This is a genomic window from Psychrobacter sp. H8-1, from assembly GCF_904846575.1.
GTDB classification, from domain to species: Bacteria; Pseudomonadota; Gammaproteobacteria; order Pseudomonadales; family Moraxellaceae; genus Psychrobacter; species Psychrobacter fulvigenes.
In genome coordinates this window covers 569,656-591,591 of record NZ_CAJHBG010000001.1, presented here as the reverse complement: position 1 = coordinate 591,591, position 21,936 = coordinate 569,656, and the positions used below count along the sequence as shown (strand labels likewise).

Here is a 21,936-nt window from a genome sequence, read left to right as displayed (position 1 = left end):
ATTGAAATACCCTTTGATGCACATTCATTTTATAAAAAATGCTACGCTTTCAAGATGCTTGATTTAATGAAAGCAAAGATGTTGAAATGACAATTATTGAAAATATAATAAGGAACGATTATGTCTTATACCTTTAACCGCCAATTCCCCGAAACTCGCCTACGCCGCCTGCGTTATAACGATAGTGTACGGGCGATGATCAGAGAAGTTGAACTTCATCCCAAACATTTTATCGCGCCAGTATTTGTGTTAGAAGGTGATAACCAGCGCGAAAAGATAGCCAGTATGCCAGGGGTTGAACGCTTATCAATCGACTTGCTGATTGACTATGCCAAAGAGCTATTGAGCGAAGGCGTGCTGACCATCGACATCTTCCCAGTCATTGATAACGCATTAAAAACACCAGATGGCAAAGCGGCCTACGATGAAAACGGCCTAACCGCACGTGCAGTGAAAGCAGTCAAAGATGCCGTGCCAGAAATGGTAGTGATGACAGATGTGGCGCTCGACCCTTATACGTCACATGGCCAAGATGGCTTACTTGATGACAGCGGCTACGTGGTAAACGACGCCACTGTTGAAGTACTCGTCAAACAAGCTCTCGTCCATGCGCGTGCTGGGGCTGATATCATCTCTCCTAGCGATATGATGGATGGCCGTATCAGAGCCATGCGCGATGCTTTTGAGAGCGAGGGCTTTGTCAATACCGCTCTTATGGCCTACTCTGCCAAATATGCGTCTGCTTATTATGGTCCATTCCGTGATGCGGTCGGTAGTGCTGGCAACTTAAAAGGTGGGCACAAAAAACAGTACCAGATGGACTTTGGTAACCGCGCCGAAGCATTACATGAAGTGGCGATGGACATTAACGAAGGTGCAGATATGGTGATGATCAAGCCTGGTCAGCCGTATCTAGATCTGATTCGTGAAGTCAAAGATACCTTTGGTGTACCGACCTTTGCTTATCAAGTCTCTGGTGAATATGCGATGCACATGGCTGCTATCCAAAACGGCTGGCTCAGCGATGCGGTCATTTTAGAATCATTAATTGGTTTCCGCCGTGCGGGTGCCGATGGTATTTTGACCTATTTTGCCCTTGAAGCAGCACGTCAGTTAAATAACGCTTAGTGTTGTGTTAGTTTTTTAGAAATATTACCTTCTCTCGTCTACAAGTGTCTGTCCGTAGACGAGAGTTTAGGGTCTGTCAGTGCCAAGGTCGAATAATCAAACAGAACCTAATATCCTTAGCGACACCTTAATGTGAATAGCCATTCTCCATCTCCTACCCAAAAGTATCCATTTTGCTTTATAATAACCAACCTAATTTTGATGGCCACCTTACGCTATCTGCCGAATTTTCTTACTAATATTAAGGCGTGATCAACCCTCTCGCCTCAGTTTATACTTTCCTTTAGATTATATTTCCCTTTAGCTTTTGCCTTACAGGTCATTTTATGAGTCAACTCAATCCTAGACAACAAGAAGCCATGCTCTACGTATCCGGACCTCTGCTCGTCTTGGCTGGGGCAGGCTCGGGTAAAACCTCAGTCATCACCCGCAAAATTGCCTATCTTATCGAAGAGTGCAACATGCCAGCCGAGCGCATCACGGCGGTGACTTTTACCAACAAAGCCGCCCGTGAAATGAAAGCGCGGGTCAGCAAGCTCCTGCCTAGCGAAAAGACCCGCGGATTAACGGTATCAACCTTTCACCAGTTCGGACTACAGTTTTTACGTTATGAGCTGATTCACACGCCTTTAAAGGGCAACTTCTCCATCATGGACAGCGATGACAGCAAGCGCTTGTTGATGGAGCTGATGATGCGTGACAATTTAAGCGGTGCTGAAAGTCGCGAACTGGTCGGCAAAGCCATTAAGATGATCTCTGACTGGAAAAACGACCTCATTGAGCCAGATCAGGCAATGGAGACCTTAGAAGATCCAGAAGACATGATTTTTGCCACCTTGTATGCGCTATATGAGCGCAATCTACGCGCTTATAATGCCGTCGATTTTGATGACTTAATTGTGCTACCGACTAAGATTTTGCGTGAAAACAGAGAGCTACGCGATAAGTGGCAGAACCGTATCCGCTACTTACTGGTCGATGAATATCAAGATACCAATACCGCACAATATGAAATGATTAAGTACTTGGTTGGACCGCAAGGACGCTTTACTGTCGTTGGCGATGACGACCAATCTATCTATGCGTGGCGCGGTGCCAAACCTGAAAACATGGCATTACTCAAAGAAGACTTCCCTAAGCTTAAAATTGTGATGCTTGAGCAAAACTACCGCTCAACCACGCGTATTTTGACCTCTGCCAACGCGGTCATTACCAATAATGAGCATTTATTTGAAAAAAAGCTCTGGTCAGATAAAGGTCAAGGCGAAAAAATCCGTATTATTAACTGCCGTAATGACGACGATGAGTCCGAGCGCGTGGCAAAAGAGATCGTCACTCATAAACTGCGCTTTGGTAATGAATGGGAGCAATACGCCGTCCTTTATCGCAGTAACTTTCAGGCGCGGATGTTAGAAGCACAGCTGCGTCAGCTGCAAGTGCCTTATAAGCTTTCTGGCGGTCAATCGTTTTTTGCCCGTAGTGAAATCAAAGACATCATGGGCTATCTGCGTCTGATATTAAACCCTGAAGATGACAGTGCTTTTTTGCGCATTATCAACACGCCCAAACGCGGAATGGGACCAGCGACTCTAGAAAAATTAGGACTGTTCTCACAAGAGCACAGCATTTCTCTGCTAGCGTCCTGTACGCATGGTGGTTTGAGCCATGTATTACCGAGCAAAGCTTATGGTACCTTAAAAGAGTTTGGCGATTTTATTGAGCACTATACCCGTGAGCTAGATCAGCACCCTGATCCAGTCCCTATCGTGCGCCAGATGATTGATGAGACCGGTTATATCGACTTTGTACGCAGCGACTCAAAAACGCCGCAACAAGAAAAAAACCGTATTGATAATATTGATATGCTCTATACCAGTATTCAGTCTTTGATTAACCGCGCTGAAGAAGACGAAGATCGTACCATCGATACCATCATTCGTAAGCTGGTGTTGCTCGATATGCTCGAGCAGCAACAAGAAGAAGAAAACACCAATAAAGTAAACCTCATGACTTTGCATGCAGCAAAAGGCTTGGAGTTTGACTTTGTCTATATCATGGGCTTAGAGGAAGAGATGCTACCGCACCGAAACTCTATCCTAAGCGAGACGGTCGAAGAAGAGCGACGCTTGATGTACGTGGGTATTACCCGCGCCCGTCGTGAGCTCACTCTCACTCTCGCCACTCAGCGCCGTGCTGGTGGACAGATGCGCGTGACCTCGGAATCAAGGTTTTTAGAGGAGTTACCAGAAGACCATATCGACTGGCCAGCCAAAGCCAAAAAGAAAAAAGCCACCAAAAACCCAGAAGCCGTCGCTGATGAGTATTTGGCGAATATTCGAGCGTTATTGGGTAATCGTTAGCGTTAGGCTTAGCGCTTGAGAGCATCACCAGTTAGCGACATGAGAAATTAGCACTTATTCGACATTTTAGTGTTTGTTATTATTTATACTTTCTAAAAACTTTGGAACCTTTATGCCTACGCCACCGCCTGAACAAGAACGACCATCGACCCTGCAAGGGGATTACAATCCTGCAGAGTATAGCGCTGAGTACAAGCTGCTGTATCTACAAAGTCTGGTGGCTGACAGGGCATTTGAGGACATTACCGCGTTTTTAGAAAAGCAATCAGAATATGAAATTGCCAGCTTACTTGAGTCTTTTCCAACACAAGACCGCCTGCTGATTTGGGAGCAAGTACCCGATAATATCAAAGGTGAGGTGTTGGCCGAGCTAGAAGTCGATACGCGCCAGCCGTTGATGGAAAACATCTCATCCAAAGAGATATCGCTGTTTACACAAGATCTAGATGCCCAAGACATCTCGGAGATTTTGGACACGGTGACCGACAGCGTCCGCACCTCGGTGATGGCGACGCTGGACGAAGATATCCGTGTGCAGGTCAATAAACTCGACACCTATGCCGATTGGGAAGTCGGTCGCTATATGGACCCTGATACCATTCAGGTCAGAGACGACATTACGCTGGCTGAGGTACAAGACTGGCTGCGCGCCAATGACGATCTGCTCGATGACGAAAGCCAAGAGCTGTTGGTCGTCGATCAAAGCCAGCAGTTGCTTGGGCTGCTAAGCTTGGTGGATTTGATCAAACATGATCAAACCACTTTGGTCTCAGAGCTTATCGACCCTGCTATCACCATCAATGATCGCCTCGATATCACCGATGCGGCGGCGATTTTTCGCTCAGAAGACATTCGTTTTGCCCCCGTTATTAACAGCCATGGCGAGCTGGTCGGTCAGTTGAATGGCGAGGACATCATGGAAATTATCCAAGATGATGTCGATAGCACCATGAAAAACCTCGCGGGTGTCAGCCAAGATGAGGAGCTGTTTGCCCCTATCTTGACCAGCGCCAAAAGCCGTAGTATCTGGCTCGGTATCAACCTGTGTACCGCCCTATTGGCGGCGGCGGTCATCGGTCAGTTTGAGGCGGTGTTGGCAAAAGTGGTGGCGCTGGCGATTTTAATGCCCGTGGTTTCCAGTATGGGCGGTATCGCTGGCTCGCAAACATTAACAGTCGTCATTCGTGGTATAGCGATGGGTCAAATTGGTGGCTCCAACCGCCTATGGCTACTGAACAAAGAGCTGTGGGTCGGCGCGATAAACGGTACGATATGGGCGATAATCATGGCGTTTATCGCCCAATTGTGGTTTCATGATATCAAGATCAGTGCGGTCGTTGGCTTGGCAATCGCCATCAATATGACTGCTGCTAACGTTTCGGGCATTAGTATTCCACTGCTCCTAAAACGCATGAATATTGACCCTGCCCTATCCGCCTCGGTTATTTTAACCACCGTGACAGATATCGTCGGCTTTATGTCGTTCTTGGGACTGGCCAGCGTATTAATCCTATAACTCTCATAACCAATGACAAATAGCCAATATCAGAATCAACATTTACCCCAATTTATCTAACCTGCTAAAACCTAAAGTGAGTGTGTTATGCAAGCTGTACAAGTCAAAGTTCTGAATCCAAAACTTACCCAAGATGAGGCTTTTTCTCTACCAACACGGGCGACCGATGGCTCGGCTGGTATAGATTTGCGCGCCTGTATTGATGAGCCGCTAACGATTAAGGCAGGCGCGACGCATTTAGTAGGCACAGGTCTGGCAGTGTACATCCAAGATCCTAACTATGCTGGCATGATTCTGCCACGCTCAGGCCTTGGTCATAAACATGGAATCGTACTAGGCAATCTAGTGGGACTTATCGATGCAGACTATCAAGGCGAGCTGATGGTCAGTATTTGGAACCGCAGTAGTCAAGATTTTATACTTAATCCTGCGGAACGTATGGCACAATACATTGTAGTGCCAGTCGCTCGCCCTGAGTTTGAAGTGGTCTCAGAATTCAGCGATGAAAGCGCGCGCGGTGCAGGCGGTTTTGGCCACTCAGGTCGTCAATAAGCTAAAAACAGTTATATTAAAGCCTTTATATCAAAACCGTTATCTTGCAGCAATAATACTGAACATTCGCAGCAGCGGCAGGCTATTTGATTGCTTTGCCGCTTTACTCTTACATAGGGAAATAAGGAGATTGTAGTCATGCCGACCTTTGCTGCACAGCTCCCCCTATTTCGTGCTTATGACATTCGCGGTGATCGTCAATACTTTACGACTGAATTTATTCAAGCGCTGGGAATGGCTTTCGCGCATCTCTATCAAACGCAACACAGCCTTTCACAAACAAGACATAAAGAAAAAAAACAGCTTAAAAACAGTGCATTGGCTCATACAAACTCTCAATCCAATGATACTAAACGTGCAACCACGACTGTAGTCATTGGTTATGATGTCCGCTTTGGTAGTGACGATATTGCGCACATGCTTGCCAATATTTTGAGCCAAAACGGATTGACCGTTGTACAATTGGGACTCATTACCACGCCGATGATGGTGTTTTGGGCACAGCGATATGATGGCCACGGCATTATGGTGACTGCCAGCCATTCAGAAAAAAACACCCTAGGTATCAAATGGCTAGTGAATAAAAGCTCTCCTAGTAGCGAAGATATTCAAGACTTCTATCATAGCTTAACGGTTATTAACCCATCAAAACCCAACATTTCTCAGAAAAAAAACAAGTCGAAACTCCTGTCTTTAGAGTCAAGTGATGAATGCTCCTCTAGCTCCCCTACCAGCAGCATTGTTAACTTACCGTCCGAGATTGTCGTGGACACTTATATTGAAGCGATTACACAAGTATTTGCACATATCAAACAACAAAATGGCAGTACGAACCAGCACAACAGCTCAACTGACAAGCTCGATTTGACGGTTGTTATTGACTGTATGCATGGAGCAACCAGCAATATCGCTCAGCCATTATTCGCACAGTTTTGCCAGCGAGTTATCATACTCAATGATACGCCTGACGGCAGTTTCCCCGCTGGCAACCCCGACCCTACTGAGCCCAACCGTCTGGCCGAGCTGCAACAAACTGTCATTGTCAACGAAGCCGATATCGGTCTGGCGTTTGATGGTGATGGTGACAGACTAATGGTCGTTGATAATAGAGGCAAGGTCGTCACCCCTGATCATCTGTTATATCTATTAGCACAAGTAGCAATCTCTGAACGCCCTAACCCTTCTCAAACATCAGACGCACCGCAGGTTTTATTTGATGTTAAATGCTCTCATCATCTGCCACGCCTACTCAAAAAAAATGGCGCGCTGCCAACGATGAACAAGACCGGCAGCAGTATTATGCGGCAGCAGCTACAGTCTGATTATAGCCAAGCGATATTTGCTGGTGAATTATCAGGTCATTTTATTTTTAATGACAGTTACTTCATTGTTTATGATGATGCGATGTATGCTGGACTACGGCTAATACATTGGTTAGTATCGACGATAGTAGAATCAAATATCACTGCCTTTTTTCATGCAAATATTAACACCTCTAGTCATTCTACTTTACCTCTCAACGCCGATTCATGGGGTGCACCTAAAAGAGCAAGCCTGCCTTATCGGCTGACTGATATCACGCAGTATCTACCCGTTTTGGTCAATACTTCTGACACTTATTTGCCATTGCCCGAAAATACTTCTGACTCTTGCTCGCTCGTTGAGCATTTGGCAACGCTTTGTCATTATTTACAGTCTCTGAATGAGGGTGCTGGCGCTCAACCTGCTGCGATACCTGCCGATCATTCGCAGAAACTCGCACTACCAACAGCTGCTTTGGACAATTCAGCATGCCAGTGTTTTAAGGGGCTACAGCCAATCACAAAAGCACAAGCGCAGCAACTATTACCAGCAGGAACACGCCTGTCTCGTATTGATGGGGTGCGCTTAGACTTCAGCCATGGGTTTGGTGTCGTACGTCAGTCAAATACCAGCCACAGTCTCACAGTGCGCTTTGCAGGAGATAGCTTAGCGGATATGCAATATGTGCAGTCACGCTTTGTAGAGTTATGCCAAGTGTTCGACAGTCAAATAGCTGAGCAGATTGCGACTGTCCGACCTGAATAATGTAATAATAATGATTCGCATAAATGATTCTTATATATAATGCTATTTACTAGCTTGCATGGATACTTTAAATACTTACTCTAAACCCTTACTTTTGACCTGTTTTTATACCGATGTTTTAGGAGAGCATGATGTCGCTTAATTTAGATGACGCCAAGATTACCGCTGAAGTATTAACCACAGCCTTGCCTTATATCCAACGCTTTGTCGGCAAGTTGATCGTGGTGAAATATGGCGGTAATGCGATGACCGACCCTGCTCTAGAAAGCTCGTTTGCACGCGATATCGTGCTGTTAAAAACGGTCGGTCTACATCCAGTAGTCGTACATGGCGGTGGCCCGCAAGTTGACAACTTACTAAAAGAGCTGGGGCGCCAGTCTGACCGTATTGACGGCATGCGCGTGACGGATAAACGCACCATGGACATCGTCGAGATGGTACTGGGCGGCGGAGTTAATAAGTCTATCGTTAGCCTCATCAACAAGCATGGTGGCAGCGCCATTGGGCTGACCGGTAAAGATGCCAACCTTATTCAAGCCAAAAAGCTTATGGTAGAAAAAACTGATGAAAAAGGCATGACGACGCCTATAGATTTAGGCTTCGTTGGTGAGGTGGTCAGCGTCAATAAAGATGTGATTAATATGCTCATCGCTTCTAACTTCATTCCAGTGATTGCACCGCTTGGGGTTGATGAAGACGGCAATACCTATAATATTAATGCTGACTTGGTCGCTGGGAAAGTTGCGGAGTTTTTACAAGCAGAAAAGCTGATGCTATTAACCAATATCAAAGGCGTTTTGGGTCGTGATGGCAAAGTCGTGACCGGCCTAACGCCAAAGAAAGTCGATAGCCTAATCGAAGATGGTACGATCTCAGGTGGCATGATTCCTAAGATTCAGTGCGCGCTTGATGCGGTACGTAGTGGCGTCAAAAGCGCCGTCATTGTCGATGGCCGTGTGCCACATGCAACGCTATTAGAGATTTTCACCAACGAAGGGGTTGGTACGCTTATCAGCCGTGATTTGGATACTTCGTTCAGCTAGAAATATTAAATAAAGCATGTAACACGAAAATCCCGAGCTTAAGATCTAAGCTCGGGATTTTTTATAGTCGACTAAAACAGCATCTTTTATGAAAAAGCTTTATGGTATTCGGCTTCGTCAAAGCCACATAATAGTATCGACTGGTTTTCGACCTCGCCTTCTACAATTGGTCGTTTAATCATACTGGTATTCTCTACCAGCAAATCAATGGCGGTGTCTACACTTGCATCAGCTGTCTGCTTTTGCTCATCGGTTAGTTTGCGCCATGTGGTGCCGCGCTTATTCAATACTTTATCAATACCAAGCTCCTCTACCCAGCGTTGTATGCTAGATTTCTCGATACCTTGTTTTTTATAATCATGAAAATCATAGCTTACGTCTAGCTCGTCAAGGGTAGTAAAGGCCTTTTTCATCGTGCCGCATGATTTGATACCGTAAATAGTGATGGTCATATAAGCTCCAAGTCAATTATCATTATTCATCTCATTATACCTAACACTGGCGAAATGTAGACGCTAACGTCAACCATAGGCCTTTTTTAACCACAAACTTATCGAGCAGGCAAACTATCATATCATCGCAATTTTCGCCAAATTACGCTATGCTATGGCATTGTAAAAATTCACCCTTTTATCTGTGTTAACCAATTTGAGCCGACAATGAGCAACTTGCAAACCACCCAAACCAATAATCAACAATCAAACACCACTGATGCAGGTATTGAGTCTTATCAACCGCAGCTAATCGAAGCGCAGCAGCAAGCCAAGTGGGCGACTGACAAACGCTTTGACGTGAGTAATGAGCCAAGCGATAAGCCAAGCCGTTATATGCTCTCCATGTTCCCTTATCCAAGCGGTAAGCTACATATGGGGCACGTGCGTAACTATACGATCTCTGACGTACTGAGCCGTTATTATCGCCTCAAAGGCTATGACGTCATGCAGCCAATGGGCTGGGATGGCTTTGGCTTGCCAGCCGAAAACGCTGCCATTGCCAACCAGACGCCACCTGCCGAATGGACGTTTGCAAATATTGATAGCATGCGTGCACAGCTCAAGTTGTTGGGTCTATCCATTGACTGGTCACGTGAATTTGCTACCTGTAGCCCTGAGTATTATCAGTGGGAGCAGTGGTTGTTTTTGCAATTGTACAAAAAAGGCTTGGTGTACAAAAAACTAGCCACAGTCAACTGGGATCCCATTGACAATACCGTATTGGCCAACGAGCAGGTCATTGACGGTAAAGGCTGGCGTAGTGGCGCGCTGGTCGAAAAGCGCGACATCCCTATGTACTACTTCAATATCACCGATTACGCCGATGAGCTACTTGATGATCTAAACCAACTTGAAGGCCACTGGCCCTCTGAAGTATTGACCATGCAGCGCAATTGGATTGGCCGTAGCGCGGGTATGGAAGTTCATTTCCCATACAATATTGCAGGTGAAACGAACACCTTAGACGTCTTTACTACTCGTCCTGACACCCTGATGGGTGTGACTTATGTCGCTGTCGCAGCAGAGCATTCTTTGGCTGAATATGCGGCTGAAAACAATAAAGCCATTGCTGATTTCTGTACTGCTTGCAAAAAAGGCTCAGTGGCTGAGGCTGATCTTGCCAAAGCGGATAAAGTAGGCATGGACACGGGCCTTACGGTTACCCATCCGCTAACGGGTGAAGAAATACCTGTTTGGGTCGCAAACTACGTACTGATGAGCTATGGTTCAGGCGCAGTGATGGCCGTTCCTGCTCATGATGAACGTGATTATGAGTTTGCAACCAAATACAACTTACCTATCAAACACGTTATTCAGTCCCCTGATGGTTATGCTGAGTCTATTATCGCCGAAGCCAAGGCGGATGGTTCTGAGCCAAACCTTGCTTATACAGAACGCAATACTTTAATAAACTCAGGCGAGTTCGATGGAATGGACTTTAAGCAAGTCTTTGAGGCCATGCTCGCCAAACTTGAGCCGCAAGGTCTTGCCAATAAAAAAATCCAGTACCGTCTGCGGGATTGGGGTGTATCTCGCCAGCGCTATTGGGGCTGCCCTATCCCAATGGTTAACTGTGAGCATTGCGGCAACGTACCTGTCGAAGAGCAAGACCTACCCGTCGTACTACCGACTGACGTCGTCCCTGATGGTCGTGGCAACCCTCTAAAAAACATGCCAGAGTTTGTGAATACCACTTGCCCAAAATGTGGCAATCCAGCTGAGCGTGAAACTGACACCTTTGATACCTTTGTTGAATCGAGCTGGTACTATGCTCGTTTTGCCAGTCCACAAGACACTCAAAACATGGTCAACAAGTCTGCTGCTAATAAGTGGTTGCCAGTCGATCAGTACGTCGGCGGTGTAGAGCACGCCGTGATGCATCTGCTTTATGCGCGTTTTTTCCATAAGTTGATGCGTGATGAGTCACTGGTCTCAGGTGATGAGCCATTTGCTAACTTGATGACTCAAGGGATGGTATTGGCTGGTACTTTCTACCGTGTCAATGCAGATGGTAGTACCACTTACTACTTCCCAGCTGATATCGATATTGACTACAACGAGCGTGGACAACCGATTAAGGCCATCCTAAAAGCAGATGGACAGCCAGTGACTATCGGTAAAATCGAAAAGATGTCGAAGTCAAAAAACAACGGCGTCGACCCACAAACGACGATTGATCAATACGGCGCTGATACGGTGCGTCTATATACGCTATTTACCGCGCCAGCAGATCAAACGCTTGAATGGTCTGATGATGCCCTAAAAGGCCCTTATAACTTCGTCAAAAAAGTATGGCGCATCGCTACTGACCATATGCAAGCGCTGACTACCGCAAACCTAGCGCTTGATACGCTAAATACAACTGCATTAGACACCGACGGCTTAAGCAAAGCGGCCAAAAACTTGCGCCGTAAGACTCATGAGACCGTTGCCAAGATTGATAGCGATTTGGGCGAGCGTTTGGCACTCAACACGCCAGTCTCAAGTTTAATGGAGCTTGCCAACGAGCTAAGCAGCTTTAAAGCCAGTAACGAGCAAGACCTGCAAGTACAACACGAAGCACTTGTCGATTTGCTCATTATGCTGTCAGTTTATGCCCCGCACGTTGGTGAATACTTACTTGAGCAGCTAGGTATCGACACTGTCACCATGCTTTATCCAGCCGTTGATGCCAGCGCTTTGGTACAAGATACGGTGACCATGGTGGTACAGGTCAATGGTAAGGTACGTGGTAAGATGGATGTGGCGCCTAATAGCGACCCTGAACAGCTAAAAGCTCAGGCGCGCGCTATTGAGAGTGTGGCAAAATTCCTTACGGGTGAGATCAAAAAAGAAATCGTCGTGCCAAATAAGCTGGTAAATATTGTGGTTGCAGGCTAGGCTAATTGAAGCATCGAAACATTGACACTTAGTGTTTCTAGCCTTTTTATCAAAAATAAGGATAGCGATTATGTCGTACAAGCATCGAGCTGTGCCGCCACAGCAAGTGCAAACACAGGCACAAAGCAATGTAGCAAACAAACATCGTGGGCAAAAACTGGTGACGATACTCCTCGCCTCCCTGCCGATGTTTGCAGTGCTTGGTACGACAGCTACGCTAAGTGGTTGCGGTTTTCAGCTGCGTGGCTATGATGCACCCTTGAAATTTGATGTGGACAAGACAGCAGTAATCATTGAGGACAATCGCACCTCGTTTCCACTAAAACTGCCGTTAACGCGAAGCCTAGAGGCTTTAGGTATCGAAGTAGTTGATAGTATCGCAGTGATAGAGAATGCCAACCGTGCGACTGCTGATCAGATTGCCACTATTACTGTCAATAACGTACGCTTTAAACGTTATGAGCTGGTCGGCGTCCTAACAGAAATCCGCTTGGTCTTATCAGCAGATGTCAGCTATCAGACTTTGGAAAACGGTAAACCTGTGACGCTCACCAATCCTATCCAAGTTGAGCGTAGCTACCAATATAACGAGGCCTCAGTCAGTACCGATGATCAACAAGGTACTCAAATTCGTGATTGGCTCTATGATAGCTTGGCACGCCGTATCACAGATCAATACGTCGCTATTGCACTGCCTAAAGTAGCTCCAAGCAGCGCCAACAAATCAGTGCAAATGATTAAAAGCTCGGAGACAACAACTGTCATCGCGCCAAATCCATAAAAGATATTACTCCTTATCTTTATTTTATAACTTCTCTTAACCTTAAAAAATGATAGCTCACTACTGATGCAAGATACCTTTATTCAAGCTTACCCAAAACTATTGCAACCTTCCGTTGCAGTAGCGGGCTTGTGGCTGGCGCATGGTGATGAGCCACTCCTAAGTCAATGGCTTATCGATGCCATGCGTCCGCATTGGCGCGCACAAAATTACGCCATCAAGCGCATTGAGCTGATATCAGTTAAAAGCTGGCAAGAGGTTTTGTCAGAGCTAGGTAGCCAGTCTTTGTTTGATGATGCAAGCGCGCTTATCGTGACTGGCAATCATAAACCTGACAAAGCCGTGATCGCTGAGTTAGAGCGCTTCGCCCAGGATGCGCAGACGGGTGCACACAGTCATAGTTTATTATGGCTAACACCCAAGCAAGATCGCCGCGCCCAAAGCAGTAAATGGTTTGCGCCGTTTGCTCAATATGGCCACGTCATTGACTGCAACCTATACAACGAACAGCAACGTCAGCAGCTGTTGCAAATACGTGTGCAGCAGTTTGGGTTAAGACTGTCTCAAGATGCTTGGCAGCTGCTCATGTCACACACTGAGCATCATCTCTTAAGTGCTTACCAGACGTTATGGCGGCTATCTTATCTATTTGCTCCAGAGCTGATGGCCAATAGCGTTGATACCAATAATGACAGCCACGCCTCTGCAAAGCCTTCTACGGAAGTGGCCTTGGATATCAAAGACTTACAAGCCGCCCTAGTCAGTGACGCTCAATTTAGCGTCTTTGATTTATCAGATGCGATGCTGGCAGGTAATAGCGCGCAAGTGGCAAAGATCATCTTTCAACTCAAAGCTACTGATGAACCTACTACTTTAGTACTCTGGGCAATCAGCAAAGACATGCGTCAGATTATGCAATTGATGGATGGGCAAGACCCGCAAGCGCTAGGTATTTGGCGTAGCAAGCAAAGCTTATATCAAGGGGCATGCCGCCGTCAGTCAAAAGCGCAAACTGCACAGTGGCCTGCCCTACTGTATCGCTGTGACCAAGCAATCAAAGGCCTTGTCCGCCAACCAGCGTGGGAATTGCTATTGCAAGCAGCGCTTGAGTTATCTGGAAAACGCTTGTTTACAGCTCGATAAGTATCTCTTGTTTTTGCTATCTAAGCTTTACCATCTCTATTCTTTGATCAGCTATGCCAACACCCCCTCCTATCTAAAGTTGATTTTCTTATCATCTCTAAAACGAACTGTCTTCCCCAATCATGACACTTAGCCTGTGCTTCTCTTACCTTCTCCAAAGACACCTTAACCTTTCGTAAACTAATTGCTATTCCCTTTTGCCCCTGAACTCTCTACTATAGCTACACTTGATTTAATTGTGATTGGATTGTTGTCATGCGCAAAATAAGCAAAAAGTCTGCTATTAAATGGGCTGTCATCGCCTTAATTATCCTAGCTTTAGGGGCTTTAGCCTATACCTTCTTTAAACCAAAAGATGCTACACCCAACTATCTGACAGCGATAGCTGAGATTGGCGATATTGAAAATAACGTCATGGCCTCTGGTAAAGTCAAAGCGTTAAATACCGTGGATGTCGGTGCGCAGGTATCTGGTGAGGTAAAGCGTCTATACGTAGAAGTGGGTGATCAAGTACAGCAAGGCGACCTCATCGCACAAATCGACCAAGTCACACAAAAGAACAACTTAAGCAATCAACAAGCCAGCCTCGAGCAAAGTGAAGCGGCCATACAAAGCGCACAAGCAGAGTCATTAAGCCGTCAAGCCAGCCTAAAGAGCGCGTATGCTGACCTTGCTAGCCGCCAGTCTGAGCTTAAGCAAGCACAGTCTGATTTTACCCGCCTGCAGTCTTTGGTCGCCATTGATGCGATCTCGCAGCAAGAGTATGACACGCAAGCGACCCGCGTTGAGACCGCCAAGGCCGCCGTTGCCAATGCGCGCGCCGCCATCGATAATGCCAAAGCCGCCATTGCCACGACACAAGCCAACATAAACAGTCAGCAAGCTGCGCTACGCAAATCACAGACTAACGTCAGCACGGCTGAGGAAGACCTCAGCTACACCACCATTCGCGCGCCTATCTCAGGCACGGTGGTTTCCATTACTACCGAACAAGGCACTACCGTTAACGCCAACCAAACGGCTCCAACCATCGTCACCTTAGCAGATTTATCAACGGTACGTATTAACGCGCAAATCTCCGAAGCCGATGTCATCAACGTCGATGCGGGTATGCCCGTTTACTTCAATGTCATTGGTAATCCTGATCAAAAGTTTGATGCAGTTCTCAAAGCCATCGAGCCAGCACCTGAACGCATCAGTGACACCAGCTCGACTGATTCTGCGATTTATTATGTCGGCTATATCGAAGTACCAAATACCGATCGCCGCTTTCGTATTGACATGACTGCCCAAGTTTATATTGTCATTAATGAAGCAAAAGACACCTTACTGATTCCAGCGGCTGCATTACAACCTGCGGGTAAAACCAAAAAACCTGACACCGTCAATGAAGATCCTAGCGTAAAAACAGCCATGGTTCGCGTGCTACAAGCAGATGGTGAGGTCACTGAACAAATAGTAAAAGTCGGTATTAATAACCGTGTCGATGCCCAAATCTTAAGCGGTTTGAATGAAGGTGATGAGGTGATTTTGAGCGAAGAAGGCTCAGCACGTAGCAGTCAAGGCAGAAGTGGCAGACGCCCATTTTAATGCTAAGCACTAATCTTAGCGTACCGCCAACACAGATAACACTCTGACATTGATTTATATAAGCAGTATTGATATAGGCAGCATCACCAATGAACAGCAAAAACACCACCTCTACTACCTCAGCAGACATCCCCTTGATGCAGGTCAAGGGACTGAATAAAGAGTTTAAAGCTGGTGAGCAGACTATTCGTGTGCTACATGATATTGAGCTGACTATCAATCAAGGCGAGATGGTCGCCATCATCGGTCAATCTGGTTCAGGCAAGTCTACTTTGATGAATATCTTGGGCTGCCTAGACCAAGCCAGTAGTGGTGACTATAAAGTATTTGGACAGTCTGTCAGCCGCTTAGAAGCAGACGATCTGGCCAAGCTGCGCCGCGAGCACTTTGGTTTTATTTTTCAACGTTATCATTTACTTGGTGACATTAGTGCAAGAGATAACGTCGCTGTTCCGGCCGTTTATGCAGGTATGGATGGACAAGCCCGTAGCGAGCGTGCCGAAAAGCTGCTAGCAGACTTAGGACTGGCGGATAAAGTCAATAACCGCCCAAACCAGCTGTCAGGTGGACAACAGCAACGTGTGTCCATCGCACGCGCACTGATGAACGGTGGCGATGTTATCTTAGCTGATGAGCCGACAGGTGCGCTCGATAGCAAGTCAGGCGACGATGTGATGCAAATACTGCATGATTTGAATGCTCAAGGGCACACTATCATCATGGTCACTCATGACCCCAACCTTGCTGCGCAAGCCGAGCGGGTGATCGAGCTAAAAGACGGCTACGTGATCGCTGATTATAAAAACGAGCCGTATCAGAAAAAACCAACGCAACCAAAAGCTGCCGTCAACAAACATCGCAAGAGTGCTTTTAGTAGCTTTCTTGACCGTCTATCTGAAGCATTTAAGATGTCACTGTTAGCGATGCGCGCTCACAAAATGCGCACCTTGCTTACCATGCTTGGCATCATCATCGGTATCGCTTCAGTTGTATCGGTCGTTGGTCTCGGTAAAGGCTCACAGGAGCAAATACTGGCCAATATCAGCTCACTTGGCACCAATACCATCACCGTTATTGATGGCTATCCTTGGGGTGACCCTAGGCGAAATTATGGTGATGACAATCTAACACCTGATGACGCACAAGCGGTTGCAGATCAGCCTTATGTCGTCAGTGTCAGCCCCCAGCTCGATAGCAATATGAATGTGCGTTACCGTAACGTACAAGAAGCCGCTAGCGTCAGCGGTGTGGGCAAAGACTATCTAGCGGTCACAGGTGAGACCCTAATCCAAGGTCAAGGCTTCGATGAGCAAAGCATCTTACGACGTACACAAGACATTATTATTGATGACAACGCCAAGCAGACCTTTTTCCCTGATACTGCTAACCCCATCGGCGAGGTCGTGCTCATTGGTAATGTACCTGGCCGCATCATTGGCGTGCTTGCGCCTAATGATGGCGGATTTGGTGGGCAGGTGGACTCTCCAACCCTATATATGCCCTACACAACGATGATGTCACGTCTGGTAGGTAGTCCCAATATCCAACGCTTCGTCGCTTTGATTGATGATAGTATTTCTTCATCTGCTGCAGAATCGGCAATCTCCACACTGATGATAAGTCGCCATGGTACCGACGATTTTCGCATACGCAATTCAGATTCTATCCGTCAAACCATTGAGTCTACCACCACAGCCATGACCTTGTTGATCTCATCCATCGCAATTATATCTCTAGTGGTTGGTGGTATTGGCGTCATGAATATAATGTTAGTCTCAGTCACTGAGCGCACCAATGAGATTGGGGTACGTATGGCAGTCGGTGCACGCCAAAGCGATATCTTACAACAGTTTTTAATAGAAGCTATTTTGGTCTGTATTTTAGGTGGACTACTTGGGATTGGACTGGCATTTGCCATTGGTGAGCTGATTAATCGTGTTGGCGGTGATAGTTTTAAAGTTATCTACTCACCGACCTCTATTATTGCAGCATTTGTATGCTCAACACTCATCGGTGTCATTTTCGGCTTTTTACCGGCGCGTAATGCGGCCAAATTGGATCCTGTTGAAGCCCTTTCGAGAGATTAACGACCGATTACTGATACGATGTGCCAGTTATAAAGTGCCAAAAATATATAAAATGATGAAAAACTGAAGAAATATACTATTTTCCTTAAGATTTGCACTTTTTTGATGAAGTGGGGTTGTAATTGTCATAATTATATATATAATGTGCTCTCACGTTTAGAGATACAAACAATCTAAACGAGAGAACAAGCTTGATGCCTCTGTTGATATCGATAAGTCGATATAAAGAGAATTTAAGTTATTAGAATTTACGAAAATGTAAGTTCGCTTGTATACGATCAGATACATTGATTATATGCATAAGTATTAGAAAATCCTATTTAAAGGATTTTCTCTTGCGAATAATTGCAACCCTTAGTTTGGATACATAGCTTTTAGAATTTACGAAAATGTAAATTCTCTTGCGCTCAGATGAAGTAGTACTTCATTTTATCCTCGCTCAGGACCGATAGCTCAGTTGGTAGAGCAGTTGACTTTTAATCAATTGGTCCCGCGTTCGAGTCGCGGTCGGTCCACCATATTTAGTTCTTGTTATTCGTTCTACCCTATCCGGTAGTTGCTTAATAAGTTTAAAAGACGTCATTATGATGTTTAGTTTTTAGAATTTTCCCTTCAAGGAAAATTCTCTTGCAGTAAAATGCAAACCTAGTGTTGATATCGAGTTTTTTAGAATTTACGAAAATGTAAATTCTCTTGCGCTCGGATGAAGTAGTACTTCATTTTATCCTCGCTCAGGACCGATAGCTCAGTTGGTAGAGCAGTTGACTTTTAATCAATTGGTCCCGCGTTCGAGTCGCGGTCGGTCCACCATATTCCAAAAGCCCAGTCATTAATTATAATGACTGGGCTTTTTTTATGACTTTTTAACGCTTAGCTTTACGGTTACGCTTAAAGATACTAAAGTCAGCATCTTTTCGCCACAGCAACTTATGCTTGATGGTATCTTTGATCGTACGTGGATGCTTAGGCGCCTGAGTAATCAGCATATCAAAAGTCGCTTCATCTATCGCCAACTCACGTCCATGTGCCATCATGACTACTGATGGCTTTAACGCTTTTATTTTTTGCAGCGACTGAATATAGACCTTGGGATCATAGATGGGAAACGGTGCCACGAATTTATGACGTAGCTTAATGATCAAATCTGCCGTATATACTTTGCGACTCGGCACATGAAACAAAGATAAATCACGATCTGTATGTCCTGGCGTTTCAAGCACTTGCCATTCATCAAATCCTGGCACACAGTCTCTATCTTTAACGACAAAATCAGGCTTAAGATGGGCTGGATAGTACAAGTTTCTAGGTGAGCGCCCTTGACGCCTCGCCACGTAATGCGCCAGACTCATATCTACCAGATGCATGGCTCGCCCGCCAAGCCCTTTATACCACTGACCCTTCTTATCTGCAGATACAATCATGCAGCCTGTCGCTTCTCTAAATTTTTGCGCCCCGCCTGCATGATCAGGATGCATATGGGTGACCACGACTACTTTTAGATCGGTTATTGGCCGCTGTAATATTGTCTTAATATAGTCTAGCACCATTGCTACATCAGGGCGGCAACCACCGTCCAGTAACATAATTTTATCTGGATATACCGCAAGGTACGTACTCTGAATATATCCATCTAGGCGTACAATTTCACATAAACTCATTTATATTCCCTGCCCCACTATCGTTGTGAGGCTTCCTTTCAATGTAAGCAATGAGCTTTAGTATAGCGCTCAGTAATTTTAAATAAACGACTTTGAGTGAACGCTTGTGACTATAAATAATTAGCTTTACATAGTGTTTGAACGAAAAACTTATAACCTTATTATAAAAAAAGCAAAAACTCAGCACAGAGGCTGAGTTTAAGATAATGTATTTGATAATTGAGATTGTAGTCAGCATTTTTTAAACAAAGCTGACCTTTGCTAAGCTAGCCTTTACTGATTTAACTAGGCAAGATCACGAACCTTTGGCTCACGTTCCCACAGACGCGACTTGGCGTTTTCAATAAAGCTATCTAACTCAGCCAATGGCGTAACAAAGCTATCTTTTTCGATAGGTAGCTTACTTAAGATAAATTCATCGGTCGCACCGCAATAAGCAATCGCTTTACAATGTCCATAAGCGTCATTGAACCAATCCAATGCTGAGCTGTCTTTGGCAAGCTTCTTAGCTTGATCAGGCATGATGATACTAACAACCGCATCAAACATCACTGAAGGGCCACCAGCGAGACGCTCATCTGCTTGTATGCGTGTATCGTCATCCAACACAACTTCCTTATTAGGTGCAACAATTTTTACGCTAGCGCCCTGCTCTTTCGCCGCATCTTCAAACTTTTTGATTTCGCTATGCTTGGAGCCATCAGCAACCAAGATACCAATCAAACGCCCTTTTAAACTCTTAGGAGTCAGACCAATCGTTTGTACGGCATCGGAAGTCGCCATATCTTGTACTGGAGCGGCTGCATCAGCGGGTTCTGGCAACTCCATACCAAGCGCTTTTGCCACCCGATTTGCCAAGTCTTCATCGATATGAGGCAGATGACTTAGCATACGAGTACGTACATGTGCCGTATCCACCTTACCAAGCTCAAACGCGTAAGCAGAAGCAATATGTGCTTGCTCAGCTGGTGTCTGACTACGGTAGAACATACGCGGTTGGCTATAATGATCTGCGAAGCTCTCTGCACGCACGCGCCCTTTTACGCCATCATCTAACTGCTCATGGAATGACTCAAAACCACGTTTGGCGCTCTCACGTGGTCTAGTTGGATCTAAGCTTTGCGGCTCATAAAGAGTACGTGTTTTAGGCACTTGCATCTGCATATGACCATCTTGCTGATTATTGGCAAACGGACATTTCGGCGCGTTGATAGGAATTTGGGCAAAGTTTGGCGAGCCTAAACGTGACAGCTGAGTATCTAAGTAGCTAAATAGACGACCTTGTAATAATGGGTCATTACTAAAGTCGATACCAGGTGGCAAGTGTGATGGACAGAACGCGACTTGCTCCGTTTCCGCAAAGAAATTATCTGGATAACGATTGAGTACCATTTTACCGACTACTTTCACTGGTACCATTTCTTCTGGAATTAGTTTAGTGGCGTCTAAATGGTCAAATGGAAATTCATTGGCTTCTTCTTCGGTAAATAACTGGACGCCAAACTCCCATTCAGGATAGTCGCCGTTATTTATTGATTCAAACAAATCACGACGATGATAGTCAGGATCAGCCCCTGAAATTTTCACTGCCTCATCCCACGTGGTCGACTGTACACCAAGTACTGGCTTCCAGTGGAAACGCACAAAGGTACTTTTACCATCTTTGTTGATCAAACGATAGCTATGGATACCAAAGCCTTCCATCATGCGTAGGCTACGTGGCAGAGCGCGATCACTCATCAGCCAAATCAAATTATGCATGGTCTCAGGACTTAACGATACAAAGTCCCAAAACGTATCATGGGCAGATGCCGCTTGCGGGAAGCCGCGATCAGGCTCTGGCTTAACCGCATGGATTAGGTCTGGGAATTTCATCGCATCTTGAATAAAGAAGATTGGCATGTTGTTACCAACGATGTCCCAATTACCTTCTTCAGTATAGATCTTCACGGCAAAACCACGTACATCACGTGGTGTATCTTTTGAGCCTTTATTACCAGCAACGGTAGAAAAGCGCGTAAACAATGGCGTCTGCTTGCCAGTTTCGGTCAAAATTTTCGCAGTGGTATATTCTTCTAATGACTCTGTTAGTTCAAAATAACCGTGCGCAGCACTACCACGCGCATGAACGATACGCTCAGGAATACGCTCATGGTCAAAATGATGAATCTTTTCACGTAATACAAAATCTTCCAATAGAGTTGGCCCTCGTGCGCCTACTTTTAGAGAGTTTTGATTATCTGAAATCACGACACCTTGCTGGGTCGTTAAAACTGTACTGTCATCCCCTGCGCGCTGATGGGTCTCGCCTCCATTGCCACGTTCCGTATTCATACTCTTGGCGGGGTCGGTATGATCTAAATCCTTTTTCATAATATATCCTAGCTGATGAGTAAAATGGACTCTGATGAGACCATCAAAAAGCCATTACACAGTATTTTTATCCTTGGAGCTTCATAGTGACTTCAACTGTCAATTGCTTATCTGTGTATTAGCACTGTTTGATTTGAAAAATATGCTCATCAATTATATTACTTAAAAAAACCAATCATTTATGTCACATATATCGTTAAGCGTGTTGATATTTGGTTAAATTCTATACACTTAACATCGAGTCTGTAGCCGTCTTTGAAATTG

Annotated in this window: 14 protein-coding genes and 2 tRNA genes; 13 read left to right on the top strand and 3 right to left on the bottom strand. The window is 45.5% G+C overall.

What is annotated here, in order from left to right; all coding sequences use genetic code 11:
* Window positions 1–120 precede the first annotated feature (120 nt).
* The 6 genes from hemB (at window position 121) to argB (ending at window position 8,666) form a co-directional block, all read left to right on the top strand.
* Entirely contained in the window at window positions 121–1,128 is a 1,008-nt protein-coding gene (hemB, locus tag JMY01_RS02600) for a porphobilinogen synthase (RefSeq protein WP_201574094.1), read from the top strand.
* A gap of 326 nt (window positions 1,129–1,454) precedes the next feature.
* Window positions 1,455–3,488 (top strand): UvrD-helicase domain-containing protein, encoded by a 2,034-nt coding sequence (locus JMY01_RS02595; RefSeq protein ID WP_201574093.1) that lies wholly within the window; start codon window positions 1,455–1,457, stop codon window positions 3,486–3,488.
* Between the two features lie 112 nt (window positions 3,489–3,600).
* A complete protein-coding gene (mgtE, locus tag JMY01_RS02590; protein ID WP_201574092.1) occupies window positions 3,601–5,004 on the top strand; it encodes a magnesium transporter in 1,404 nt (467 codons plus the stop codon).
* A gap of 87 nt (window positions 5,005–5,091) precedes the next feature.
* A complete protein-coding gene (dut, locus tag JMY01_RS02585; protein ID WP_201574091.1) occupies window positions 5,092–5,556 on the top strand; it encodes a dUTP diphosphatase in 465 nt (154 codons plus the stop codon).
* Window positions 5,557–5,694: 138 nt separating this feature from the next.
* Window positions 5,695–7,623 carry a phosphomannomutase gene (locus tag JMY01_RS02580; RefSeq protein ID WP_201574090.1) on the top strand — a complete coding sequence of 643 codons (1,929 nt, stop codon included), beginning with the start codon at window positions 5,695–5,697 and terminating at the stop codon, window positions 7,621–7,623.
* A 131-nt stretch (window positions 7,624–7,754) separates the two neighbouring features.
* Entirely contained in the window at window positions 7,755–8,666 is a 912-nt protein-coding gene (gene argB / locus JMY01_RS02575) for an acetylglutamate kinase (protein WP_201577094.1), read from the top strand.
* 86 nt (window positions 8,667–8,752) lie between these two features.
* Here the strand turns inward: argB and JMY01_RS02570 are convergent, their stop codons facing one another.
* Window positions 8,753–9,118, bottom strand: a complete 366-nt coding sequence (locus tag JMY01_RS02570) for a Spx/MgsR family RNA polymerase-binding regulatory protein (protein WP_201574089.1) — start codon at window positions 9,116–9,118, stop codon at window positions 8,753–8,755.
* A gap of 207 nt (window positions 9,119–9,325) precedes the next feature.
* On the opposite strand from JMY01_RS02570, the gene leuS reads away from it, so the two are divergent.
* The 7 genes from leuS (at window position 9,326) to JMY01_RS02535 (ending at window position 18,451) form a co-directional block, all read left to right on the top strand.
* The gene (leuS, locus tag JMY01_RS02565; RefSeq protein WP_201574088.1) at window positions 9,326–12,040 is read left to right on the top strand and encodes a leucine--tRNA ligase; all 2,715 of its coding nucleotides are present in this window, start codon (window positions 9,326–9,328) and stop codon (window positions 12,038–12,040) included.
* Window positions 12,041–12,110: 70 nt separating this feature from the next.
* A complete protein-coding gene (locus JMY01_RS02560; RefSeq protein WP_227677633.1) occupies window positions 12,111–12,821 on the top strand; it encodes a hypothetical protein in 711 nt (236 codons plus the stop codon).
* A 66-nt stretch (window positions 12,822–12,887) separates the two neighbouring features.
* Window positions 12,888–13,964, top strand: a complete 1,077-nt coding sequence (locus JMY01_RS02555; protein ID WP_201574087.1) for a DNA polymerase III subunit delta — start codon at window positions 12,888–12,890, stop codon at window positions 13,962–13,964.
* Window positions 13,965–14,219: 255 nt separating this feature from the next.
* The gene (locus JMY01_RS02550; RefSeq protein ID WP_201574086.1) at window positions 14,220–15,554 is read left to right on the top strand and encodes an efflux RND transporter periplasmic adaptor subunit; all 1,335 of its coding nucleotides are present in this window, start codon (window positions 14,220–14,222) and stop codon (window positions 15,552–15,554) included.
* Between the two features lie 89 nt (window positions 15,555–15,643).
* Window positions 15,644–17,641, top strand: a complete 1,998-nt coding sequence (locus JMY01_RS02545) for a MacB family efflux pump subunit (protein WP_201574085.1) — start codon at window positions 15,644–15,646, stop codon at window positions 17,639–17,641.
* Between the two features lie 442 nt (window positions 17,642–18,083).
* A tRNA-Lys gene (locus tag JMY01_RS02540) sits at window positions 18,084–18,159 on the top strand.
* Window positions 18,160–18,375: 216 nt separating this feature from the next.
* Window positions 18,376–18,451 (top strand) — tRNA-Lys (locus JMY01_RS02535).
* Window positions 18,452–18,504: 53 nt separating this feature from the next.
* Here JMY01_RS02535 and JMY01_RS02530 read toward each other — a convergent pair.
* Window positions 18,505–19,299 carry an MBL fold metallo-hydrolase gene (locus JMY01_RS02530; RefSeq protein ID WP_201574084.1) on the bottom strand — a complete coding sequence of 265 codons (795 nt, stop codon included), beginning with the start codon at window positions 19,297–19,299 and terminating at the stop codon, window positions 18,505–18,507.
* Between the two features lie 285 nt (window positions 19,300–19,584).
* The gene (locus tag JMY01_RS02525; protein ID WP_201574083.1) at window positions 19,585–21,672 is read right to left on the bottom strand and encodes a catalase; all 2,088 of its coding nucleotides are present in this window, start codon (window positions 21,670–21,672) and stop codon (window positions 19,585–19,587) included.
* Window positions 21,673–21,936: the final 264 nt, after the last annotated feature.